Raw genomic sequence first — 11,739 nt, 5'->3', positions numbered from 1 at the left:
CGTCTTGTGGGAGGGTTTGCCATGACGTTGGTCCGAATGTTTCGCGGCTGCGGCCTGCTCTGTCTCATGCTTCTGCTGGTCGCGGCCTGTTCGTCCCGGCCGGAGGTGCACAAGAAGAGCACCTTCACCGTCGTTCCTTCCGAGGAAACCCTCTACGTGGTCCCTTTCACCACCATCATGGTGCCGCAGGCGGTCAGCGAAGGCATTTTCGACCGCTTTGTTGATGCCCTGATCGAAAAGGGTGTCGACAGAAAATACAACGTCGTCATTCTCAAGCAGGGGCTGAAAGAGATCGCCCCCGACTGGCTGGCGTCACACTATTACATCACCGGGGATCTCTTCGCCTACGTCGAGGAATCGGGGTGCTGCAGCACCACCATCCGCTCGCGCAGCCGGATCAGACTCTTTCAGCCCGGCAGTACAGAGCCCGTACTGATGATGGAATATCCCCGTGAGGTCTTTTTCGACCACGATTACTCGACCATCGAACAGCAGCGCCGGCTGCTTGCCAGGGACATCGCCGATACCCTGGCCGGCTACCTCATCGACGCCCTGTCCAAGGGCTGATTTGCCCCAAATCCACTCCCCATTTCGGGATTCGGCTGCCGCAACAGGCCCATCTGCTGCGTTGCCGGCGTCGCTTCGGTGCTCGACGTGGCTCGTGCCGCGCCTGCGCCCGAATCGGCCGGTCGCCTTGCATCCGGACCCGTTCCGGCATCCTCGGTCCACAAAACAGGTGATGGATTTGGGGCCGTCCGAAAAACCCTTGACAATCAGAATTGCCTGATTATATTTAGCCCTGTCCTTTGTTAGCACTCATCTATGGTGAGTGCTAACAAAGGACTGCCCTTTTTCCGGTCGGCGGGCAAGGGCGATCTGCTTTTTTTCGCTGAACACTGGCGAGATGCCAGTCATAACGCATTGCAGAAAGGAGTTGAGAAGATGAACATCAGACCTCTGCACGACCGTATCATCGTCGAGCGCCTGGAAGAGGAGACCAAGACCGTCGGCGGCATCATCATTCCCGATACCGCCAAGGAGAAGCCCCAGCAGGGCAAGGTCATCGCCGTCGGCAACGGCAAGAAGACCGAGGACGGCAAGGTGCTGCCCCTGGATGTCAAGGTCGGCGACAAGGTTCTCTTCGGCAAGTACGCCGGCACCGAGGTCAAGATCGAAGGCAAGGAATACCTCATGATGCGCGAAGACGACATCATGGGCATCATCGAGTAAGAGCGACCAACCCGATTCGAGGAGGTAACAGAATATGGCTGCCAAAGAGATCAAGTTCGGACAGGAGGCCCGCGCCCAGATCCTCGCCGGGGTCAACAGCCTGGCCAATGCTGTCAAGGTGACTCTCGGTCCCAAGGGCCGCAACGTCGTGATCGAAAAATCCTTCGGCGCCCCGCTGATCACCAAGGACGGCGTCACCGTCGCCAAGGAGATCGAGCTCGAGGGCAAGTTCGAGAACATGGGCGCCCAGCTGGTGAAAGAGGTCGCTTCCAAGACCTCCGATGTCGCCGGTGACGGCACCACCACCGCCACCGTCCTGGCCCAGGCCATCTATCGTGAAGGCGTCAAGCTGGTCACCGCCGGTCACAACCCGATGGAAATCAAGCGCGGCATCGACAAGGCCGTGGAAGCCGCTGTCGCCGATCTGAAGGAACTTTCCAAGCCGGTCAAGGATCACAAGGAGATCGCCCAGGTTGGCACCATCTCCGCCAACTCCGACGAGACCATCGGCAACATCCTCGCCGAGGCGATGGAGAAGGTCGGCAAGGAAGGGGTGATCACCGTCGAGGAAGCCAAGTCGATGGAAACCACCCTGGAGACCGTCGAGGGGATGCAGTTCGATCGCGGCTATCTCTCCCCCTACTTCGTGACCGACGCCGAGCGCATGGAGACCGTGCTCGAGGACGCTCTGATCCTGATCCACGACAAGAAGATCAGCAACATGAAGGACCTGCTGCCGGTGCTCGAGCCGGTCGCCAAGCAGGGCCGTCCGCTGCTGATCATCGCCGAGGACGTCGAGGGCGAGGCCCTGGCCACCCTGGTGGTCAACAAGCTGCGCGGCACCCTCAACATCGCCGCCGTCAAGGCTCCCGGCTTCGGTGACCGCCGCAAGGCCATGCTCGAGGACATCGCCATTCTGACCGGCGGCCGGGTGATCTCCGAAGAAGTCGGCTTCAAGCTGGAGAACGCCACCATCGACATGCTCGGCCGCGCCAAGCGCATCGTCATCGACAAGGACAACACCACCATCATCGACGGTGCCGGCACCGAGGCCGACATCGAGGCCCGGGTCAAGCAGATCCGTGCCCAGATCGAGGAGACCACCAGCGACTACGACCGCGAGAAGCTGCAGGAGCGGCTGGCCAAGCTGGTCGGCGGCGTTGCCGTGATCAAGGTCGGTGCCGCCACCGAGACCGAGATGAAGGAGAAGAAGGCCCGTGTCGAGGACGCCCTGCACGCCACCCGCGCCGCTGTCGAGGAGGGCATCGTCCCTGGTGGTGGTGTCGCCCTGCTGCGCGCCGGCGCCGTTCTCGACAAGCTGGAAGTCGAAGGTGAGCAGAAGTTCGGCGTCAACATCGTCAAGCGCGCTCTCGAGGAGCCGCTGCGCCAGATCGCGGCCAATGCCGGTCTCGAAGGCTCCATCGTCGTCAACCAGGTGGCGACCGAGAAGGGCGCCTACGGCTTCAACGCCGCCAACGGCGAGTACGGCGACATGCTGAAGATGGGCATCATCGACCCGACCAAGGTGACCCGCAGCGCCCTGCAGAACGCCGCTTCGGTCGCCGGCCTGATGCTGACCACCGAGGCCTGCATCGCCGAGCTGCCGAAGAAGGAAGAGGCTCCGGCCGGCATGCCCGGCGGCATGCCCGGTGGCATGGACATGATGTAACACGACCTCCTTTTCCTGTCCCTGCCCGAAGCCCCCGGCGGTTTGCCCGTCGGGGGCTTTTTCAATTTCATTTTATTGCTCCGGATTCTCTGTTCGGTGCCGTTCCAGTTCCGGTTTCATGCTTGGTGGTTTTCTCCGGTGCCGCTCTTTGCGTTCCCCCATGTTTTATTTGCTAGAAATTAATCGCCACATTCTTGACCAAGGTGGTCTTTATTGTAGAGTTTAGTCAGCAAGGGTGGGTATTCGCACAGTGTGAAACTGATCATCATGCCGGTTCCCGAGTGAGGAGTCGCGGGTTTCCTGTCCAAAAAGTAGAGACTTATGTAAGAGAAAAGCGCAGAAAATCACCGATGCTGCATCCGGAAGGTGATTTTGCCCGTCACAGACAGACCAGACGCCCTCCGGCCCAGGCAGGAGGAAGGAGGCAGGGAATGAGGAGCAAGACAATGTTGGCTTCAGGAAACGTTCTGAAAGAAGTCTCCTGGCGATGGTTGATTTTCGTGGTTCTGCTGGGCTGTCTGGGCTGGGCCGGACCCTCGCTGGCTTTTACGGTGACGGTGGTTGATGGCAATGGAACAGCCATAACCGGCGGTTTCCGCTGGCTTGTTGAAGCAGACAACACCAATCAGACGCCAGCCGGTGTTTCGACTGCCTTTTCCAGCGGTCTGGACATTCACAAGAGTTACACGCCGGTGGTGGCCCAGGGAGAATCGGCAACCAGTACGGCGGACATCGGTGTACCTGATGGACGTTACGTGATTTCCGTACGTCCCTTCGATGGCTACACCATGGGCGGAACCCTGGTTGCCAGCGGTCAGACCGACGTCAAGGTGGTGGTTCACCGGTTGCCGATTCCGACAACGCAGATATCGGTTCTGGTCTTTCAGGATCATGGACCGATAAACAATGCTCCCGACCTCAATGTCGATGAGCCCGGACTGGCCGGGTTCAGCATACAGGTCCACGACATGGCCGGCCTTGTCATGCAGGATGCTTTTGGCAATCCCCTGGGCACCGACTACGATCTGGCCTGTATCGATGCCGGCAACGATCCGTCGGCTTGCGTGACCACGCTCGGCAACGGTGCGTTGCAGACCGACGCCAGCGGTGAGGTTCAGATCAAGTTTCTTGCGCCCGGCAAGTATGGAATTCTTGTCTCGGCTCCGCCTGATCAGGCCGACCAGTGGATACAGACGGCGACCATTGAAGGGACCCGCACCATCGATGTTTGGGTCAAGGCAAATGAGCCGAAGCGGTTTATCGAAGGCTTCGGTCCCGGCTTTTACCATGTTTTTGTCGGTTTCGTGAACAAGGACAAGCTGCCCTGGCTGGATCCGTCTCATCCTGACTGGATCGATCGCAGCGGCTACACCGGAGAGATCCGCGGTGTCAACCGGTTCAACCATTTTTCCCGGCCGCCGAATCTGCAGGGTTTCTATGCCGGCCCTCCGGTAGATGGCTGCTGGGTGGGTCTGAACGATCCCCTGACCGGAAAAGGCCTTTATGCCGCGTCGTGCGCTGCTGACAGTTCCTTTGTCATCAGCAATGTACCGCCGGGAACCTACGAACTGGTGACCTGGGATGAAAACCTTGACGCCCTGTTCGGTTTCAATACCGTTGTCGTCCCTCCCGGTCCCGGTGGTACCGGCGATGTGGTCGATCTTGGCAACGTCCTTTCTTTCCGCTGGTTCGGGACCCTCAAGGGCAGCGTCTTTCTCGATGTCGACGAAGATGGTTACCGGGATCCCGGTGAAGTCGGCCTGCCCGGTCGCGATGTTCTGCTCCGCTTCCGCAACGGCACCATCTACCAGCTGCAGCCTTCCGACATCAACGGCGACTACGAATTTGCCGAGGTTTTTCCCTTCTTCAAATGGCTGGTGGTAGAAGTTGGATTCGCCACTCTCAAGGCAACCGGCCTGACCGCGGTGGTCGACAATGGTGGTCCGGTCGATCCGGTGAACGATCCGCTGGCCGCGGGGCTCGATGTTTCCGGCTGGCCTGCTGAAGCTGTCGGAACGCTGCATCCGCAACCGCAGTTTAGTAGCGGAACCCTCAGTTACGATCCGGCCACCGATACCTTCTCGGGAGTGGAGAGAATCAATCCCAACACCGGCAACAACCTGTCCCGTACGGCCACGGGTGAAGTCCTGACCCAGGCCATGCATCTTTTCCTCAACCAGACCAACATCATCGACTGGGGCAAGAACAATTACAGTCCGGGAGAGAATGGCGGAATTGCCGGCCTGGTTATCTACAATGTCACCCGCCCCAACGACGATCCCCGTTTCGATGCCCAGGAAGGCTGGGAGCCGGGGATCCCCTATGCCCAGGTCAATCTCTATCTCGACGACGATGGTGATGGTGTCATCGACGACATCAACGGTGACGGAAAAGTCCAGCGTGCCGATGTCGACAATTACCCCCAAGGGAATTTTCCTGGCCCCGAGGATGTCGACCGGGTACCGAAGGGTGTTTTCGACTGGGGGGATGCGGTCAACATTACTTGGACCGATGCCTGGGACGCGAATCTGCCGCAAAACTGTCTGCAGAACCTGCCGGAGATCAATGGCCAGCAGGCCAAGGAGTGTTTCGACAATTTTGGCACCTGGAACCAGGTACGGGATGGTGTCTTTGACGGTGGTTTTGCCTTCACATCCTATTTCCCTTCCGGTCCGAACGGTCAGGAAGTGTCCCCGTTGCCAGAGGGGAAGTATATCGTCGGGGCGCCGGCTCCGCCCGGTTACGTCCTCTCCAAGGAAGAGGACAAAAATGTCGACTTTGGCGAAAGCTACACGCCTAGCCCTTTGGCATTGCCCTTCGTCTGCGTTGGCAAGAATCACACCGTGGCCGATTATCTTGCCTTCCAGCTGGACAAGAACGGCCAGCCCTATTCGGAAATTGACCCGGCCAATCTGGTTTCGTCCATCTATGCCGGCCAGCAGCGTCCCCTGTGCAATCTGAAACAGGTCTCCCTGGTTGAGGGCCAGAATACAGGAGTCGAGTTCTACTTCCACACTCGGGTACCCAAGGCAGCCCGTAATGTCGGATTCGTCAATAACGACCTGGCGGCGGAGTTCGATCCTTCCAGCCCCATTTTCGGCGAGAAGGCCGCCCCCAAGTGGATTCCCATCTCCTATCGCGACTGGGCCGGGAATGAGGTAGCCCGGGTCTACACGGACGAGTTTGGATCCTACAATGCCCTGTTGCCGTCCACTTTCAGCAACAATCTGCCAAGCCCTTCCGGGTTTTCGCCCAACATGCTGACCCTGGTGTTGAATGATCCGGGTCCCATTCCCGATCCTGACAACCCCGGCCAGATGATCATCGATCCGAACTACAAGCCCGAATTTGCCGTGGCGCCCTGGACCTTCCAGTTTACTCCCGGACAGGTGACCTATACCGACACGCCCATCGTGCCCCTGGCCGGCTTCGCTACCCTGCCGGCTGATGCCGAACTGAAGGCAGACCCGGTCCGGGGGACGCCGATTCCGGCTTCAGTTGAGCGCAACGACCCGGCCACCGGTGCCAAGATGGGTCCGTTGATCTGTGCCGCCGGAGACGAACTGATACTCAAGTCTGGCATTGGAACTGGTGACCTGTCAGGTTTCGGCCCATTGCCACCATCGACCGCGACCGGTACCGTCGAGCTGGTTGACCTGACTACGGGAACCAGCTATCCACTGAATGTTACCTCCTGGTTTCCTCAGGAGGTCAAGGTAACGGTGCCGCAGGCGGTGATCGATGCCGGTATCAGTGAGGCTCACCTGGTGATTACCCGGGGAGATACCGGGCTCAGCTCACAGATGGCGGTCACCGTACATATCCGCGATTGCGTTGCCAATCCCCCCATTATTGTCGCCCAGGACGGCAGTGGTGACTACACCAAGATCCAGGATGCCATCGATGCTGCCAATGCCGGAGACCTGATTATCGTTCGTCCCGGTGTCTATAACGAAAACGTCATTCTGCACAAGGAAGTGATTCTGCAGGGTTCCGGAGCCGGATCCAAGACTGGCGCCAATACCACGACCATCAACGCCGCCGCGGTCCCGCGGAACAATCTCGACGCATGGCACGCCAAAGTGCTGGCGATCACCGGTGCCGATCCTTTCCAGGTCAACGAGGCCCCGGGAATCATGGTGCTCGGCAATGCTACAGCCACCCCCTTTGCCCCGGGTGAACCGCACGCTTGGATCGACGGTTTTCACATCATCGGCGGTATCTCCGGAGGTGGTATCTACATCGTCAGCGACACCTACGATGTCGAGATCAGCAACAACAAGGTCGCCGGCAACCGGGGCTCCTTCGGTGGCGGTATCACGGTCGGTACTCCTAACACCGGAATCGATGCCAACAACGACGGTGTGGATATCCACCACAACAACGTCACCAGCAATGGAGGAGTCCAGGGTGGCGGAGGCATCAATCTCTACAAGGGGAGTGACAACTACCTGGTGGAGAAAAACCTGGTCAGCGCCAACTTCTCCCGTTACAGCGGTGGTGGCATCAGTCATGTCGGCTACAGCGATGGCGGTGTCATTCGCAACAACCAGATCCTGTTCAACGAGGTTTTCTTCGGTGCCCGGCTGCTGGGAGCCGGCGACGGTGGCGGCATCTATGTCGCTGGTGAGATCGTCGAAGGCGAGGGGGCCGGTAGCGTGACGATCGATGGCAACCTGATCCAGGGCAACCTTGCCGGTTCCGGTAACGGCGGCGGGATCATGGTCTACGCTTTCAACTCCACCGCCGAACTGGGCACCAGCAGTCTGACGCTGACTGACAATATAATTGTCAACAACGTCGCCGGTATGGCGGGTGCTGGTCTCTACCTGCAGGATGTCGCTCATGCCGACCTGGTGAACAACACCATTGTCAACAATGACTCGACGGCGACGGCCGCCTTGGCCTTCGGTGCCGGGCAGATCCATTCGACTCCCCAGCCTGCCGGTGTCGTGATCCGTGATCTCAATGCCGCACTCATCACCGCGGGCAATGACCTGAGTGGTGTAACCTTGCTGAACAACATCCTTACCGGCAACCGCTCCCTCTTCAACAATGCCGGGCTGAACAACGGTGCCGGCGGTTTGTCGCCGGGAAGTGAACATGCGGCGGTCATGGCCGATGCCACACTCGACTACCCCGATGTCTGGGACCTGCAGGTCGACGGCAGCAATGCCAATGTCAGTGGCAACATGCTCAGCAGCTTGACCCGGACACTGGGTGTTGGTGCCACCACCGGGCCGACCTGGGATTACAGCGGCGGCACCAATATCGCACCGGCGACGGCGACGCTGCCCTACCAGTTCGTCAAGCCGTACCAGAACAGCCTGAGTATCGCTATTGTGCTCGATGAAGGCGGTAACGCCATCACCGTGCGCTTTACGCCGCTTGACGCAACTGCCGGCGACTACCACCTGTTGCCGAGCAGTGACGCCGTCGAAGCCGGTCAGCCCGTTGGGGCCTACTTGACCGCTTCCAAGGACGTTGATGGCAACACCCGTCCACAGGGGGCGGCGGTCGACATCGGGGCCGACGAGTTCGTTGCCCCGGATGCTGCGGCGGTGCGGGTGATCAGTCCCAACGGCGGTGATGTGCTGGCCGCGGGTTCGGTCTTCCCCATCTGCTGGGAAGCCCCGGCCTCAGCCACCAACTTCAAGGTTAAATATTCCCTTGACGGCGGCCAGAGCTGGAACACCATCAGCCTGACCGCGAGCGGGCCTTGTCTTGATTGGACGGTGCCGACCACCATTCTCAGACAGAGGAATGTGCTGGTGAAGGTACGTGGCGAAGCGGGGGTCAACGGACCGAAGGTGGGTGTCGACTTTTCCGATGCTCCCTTTACCATCGAGGTGATCAGGTTGCTCTCACCCAACGGGGGTGAAACCCTGCTGTCGGGAGGCAGCACCACCATCAGCTGGCAGTCGTATGATCCTGCCAGTTTCGATCATATTGTTGTTGCCTACCGTAAGAAAGCAGACCTGTCGTGGCAGACGATAGCCATCCTGAGTGGCCTTGCCGGTACCGATCCGGGCAGTGTGACCTGGGATCCGATTATCTCAGTGCTGAAGCCCAAGAACGATCTGCGGGTGCGTGTCAGTGCCTACGACAGCAACGGCGTCCTGCTCGCCCGCGACAAGAGCGATAGCGGCGTCATTCTGCAGGCGGTGGCCCCATGAACAAGAAACGGAGTGTCGCTATAGAAGGGAAAGGAGAAGGGACGATGCGCACGAGATGCAGGTACCTTCTGATGCTGCTGGTGACATGGCTGGTGCTGGCATTTGCCGCCCCTGTCACGGCCAAGGTTTACTTCCAGTGCCCGGGGTACGACCCCGCAAGTGACAGTGATATCAATGGTGACGGGCTGCTCAGGGCGGATGATGGAGAGATCTCCAATCCCCTTTACAGCAACCAGGTCTGTCTCCACCTTGTCGCTGGTGACGGTTTTTCCACCATGGCCGATGTCGCCGATACCTCGATGTACATCTTTGGTTTTCACAACGTCACCGGTCTGTCCGATGACCAGGTCATGAATACCTGGGATGGTGGTGGTGGCGTGCTGGCCGCCAACTGGCCGGCCCCGACCCTGAAGTTCAAGCAGGGGGATTACGTCTACCTGACCCTGACCAACGTCGGCATGATGATGCGGCCCGACCTGTTCGATCCCCATACGGTTCACTGGCATGGCTTCCCCAATGCCTCGGCCATTTTCGATGGTGTGCCCGACAACTCCATTTCCATCAACATGGGATCGAGTCTCACCTATTTCTACCATGCGGTCGAGGCGGGAACCTTCGTCTATCACTGTCATGTCGAGGCGACCGAGCACATGCAGATGGGCATGTTGGGCAACCTCTACGTCACCCCGTCCATGGGTGCCAATTACGTCTACAACGACGCCGACACCCAGTTTACCCTCAGACGGGACTATCCGATCCAGATCCAAGCCTTCGATCCCCGCTTCCACGAGCAGCATATTTCGGTGCAGCCTCTGCCCTTCGCCGACATGAAAGACACCTTTCCCATGCTCAACGGGCGGGGTTATCCGGACACCATCAATTCCGGCAATATCGCCAACGAACTCGGATATGACGCCCAGGACATACCTTCCCTGATCGAGGCGGTTCCCGGAGATACGATCCTGATCCGTTTTTCCAGCCTGTCGACAACGTCTTTCCATACCCTGGCGACGACCGGGATTCCGATGAAGGTCGTCGGCAAAGGAGCCCGCGTTTTCAAGGGGGGAGGCGTTCCGACGGGTGTGAATATTTTCTACCAGACCACGTCCGTTACCCTGGGAGGAGGAGAGACGGTTGACGTTCTGGTCGACACGACCGGCATCCCCGAAGGGACCTATTTTCTCTACACGACCAATCTCAACCATCTGAGTAACGACACCGAGGATTACGGAGGGATGATGACCGAAATCCGGGTGCAGACAGGGCTCTAGAGAGACGGGAGGAGCATGATGAAAAGAACGATCCGAAGATCTCCGTTCCGGATTCTGGTGCCGGTTCTGCTCATGATTCTGACAGGGGTTGGTTCGGCATCGGCCTTCATCTCCGGTGACAGGGGAACGACTTTCAACCTGACGGCGAAGCATGGCCACATCACGACCGGTGATGGCGGCAGCATCCCCATGTGGGGCTTCGCCCTCGACAGCCGGCCGATGCAGTATCCCGGCCCGACCCTGATTGTCAATGAAGGCGCCACCATAACCGTGAACCTGACCAACCAGCTGCCGGAACCGGTTTCCATCGTCTTTCCCGGTCAGGATGTGACGGCCAGCGGCGGGATTCCCGGAACTCTGACCCGGGAGGCTCCTCCCGGTGGCAGCGTCACCTATACGTTCGTATCCAGCGCCCCCGGGACTTTCACCTATTACAGCGGTACCCACGTCGATTTCCAGGTGGAAATGGGGCTCCTCGGGGCCCTGATCATCCGTCCGTCCGGTTTCAATGAGGCCAATCCCGCGACCTACACCGCCTACGGCGATGCCGGCAGCGCCTACGACTACGAGTACCTCTTTCTGCTGACCGACATGGATCCGCGGTTTCATGAACTCTACGAGTTCAACAAGTTGTTCGAGGTTGACACGACCAATTTCAAGCCGGCCTACTGGTTCATCAACGGGCGTACCGGCCCGGATACGCTGGCACCGGCCAATGCTCCATGGTTGCCGGCCCAACCCTTCGATGCCCTGGCGCGCATGCATCCCGGAGACCGGGTGCTGATCCGCATGATCGGCGCCGGTCGTGACCTGCATCCCTTCCATACCCACGGCAACAACTATCTGGTGATTGCCAAGGACGGAAAACGTCTGTTGAACGGAACCACCGAGCTGGGCTGGTCCGACTTTACCCAGACGGTGGTTCCCGGCAAGACGGCTGACGGCATTTTTACCTGGACGGGGGCCGGCATGGGCTGGGATATCTACGGCCACCAGCAGGATATTGACAACCCGCCGACGGGGAATTTTCCAAACAGCGAAGATGTCGATCACAACGGCAACGGCATTTTTGACAGTGTTGCCGCGGAACCGAACGAAGATCCGGCGGACCATGGCCTGCCTTTCCCGGTGACCATGCCCGACCAGCTCGACCTGACCTTCGGCCAGTTCTTCAGCGGCAGCCCCTATCTTGGTGCCATGGGAGCGCTACCACCGGGTGAAGGTGGCTTCAACGCCTTTGGCGGCTACTTCTACATGTGGCATTCCCACAACGAAAAGGAGCTGACCAACAACGATATCTTTCCCGGCGGAATGCTGACCATGATGATCGTGGAGCATCCGGGGGTTTTTATCCCTCATTACGAAAATGAGCCAGCACCCTGAGGAGGTTGCC

General features: G+C 59.2%; 6 protein-coding genes. All 6 read left to right on the top strand.

From position 1 onward, the window contains the following. Nucleotides 1–21: 21 nt before the first annotated feature. The 6 genes from EDC39_RS12545 (at nt 22) to EDC39_RS12520 (ending at nt 11,729) form a co-directional block, all read left to right on the top strand. Nucleotides 22–567 carry a hypothetical protein gene (locus EDC39_RS12545; RefSeq protein WP_148896743.1) on the top strand — a complete coding sequence of 182 codons (546 nt, stop codon included), beginning with the start codon at nt 22–24 and terminating at the stop codon, nt 565–567. A 375-nt stretch (nt 568–942) separates the two neighbouring features. Next, entirely contained in the window at nt 943–1,230 is a 288-nt protein-coding gene (groES, locus tag EDC39_RS12540) for a co-chaperone GroES (RefSeq protein ID WP_148896742.1), read from the top strand. Nucleotides 1,231–1,264: 34 nt separating this feature from the next. Further along, complete coding sequence (groL, locus tag EDC39_RS12535) at nt 1,265–2,899, top strand: chaperonin GroEL (protein WP_148896741.1); 1,635 nt, start codon at nt 1,265–1,267, stop codon at nt 2,897–2,899. Between the two features lie 431 nt (nt 2,900–3,330). After that, on the top strand, nt 3,331–9,075 hold the full coding sequence (locus tag EDC39_RS12530; RefSeq protein ID WP_187426794.1) for a right-handed parallel beta-helix repeat-containing protein: 5,745 nt from the start codon (nt 3,331–3,333) through the stop codon (nt 9,073–9,075). 44 nt (nt 9,076–9,119) lie between these two features. Continuing rightward, nucleotides 9,120–10,346, top strand: coding sequence for a multicopper oxidase domain-containing protein (locus tag EDC39_RS12525; protein ID WP_187426793.1), 1,227 nt, complete (start codon nt 9,120–9,122; stop codon nt 10,344–10,346). 18 nt (nt 10,347–10,364) lie between these two features. After that, on the top strand, nt 10,365–11,729 hold the full coding sequence (locus EDC39_RS12520; protein ID WP_187426792.1) for a multicopper oxidase family protein: 1,365 nt from the start codon (nt 10,365–10,367) through the stop codon (nt 11,727–11,729). Nucleotides 11,730–11,739 lie beyond the last annotated feature (10 nt).

Source organism: Geothermobacter ehrlichii (assembly GCF_008124615.1).
Classification (GTDB): domain Bacteria; phylum Desulfobacterota; class Desulfuromonadia; order Desulfuromonadales; family Geothermobacteraceae; genus Geothermobacter; species Geothermobacter ehrlichii.
Note: the sequence above shows the minus strand (reverse complement) of the source record. Positions and strands in the feature narration are given on the sequence as shown.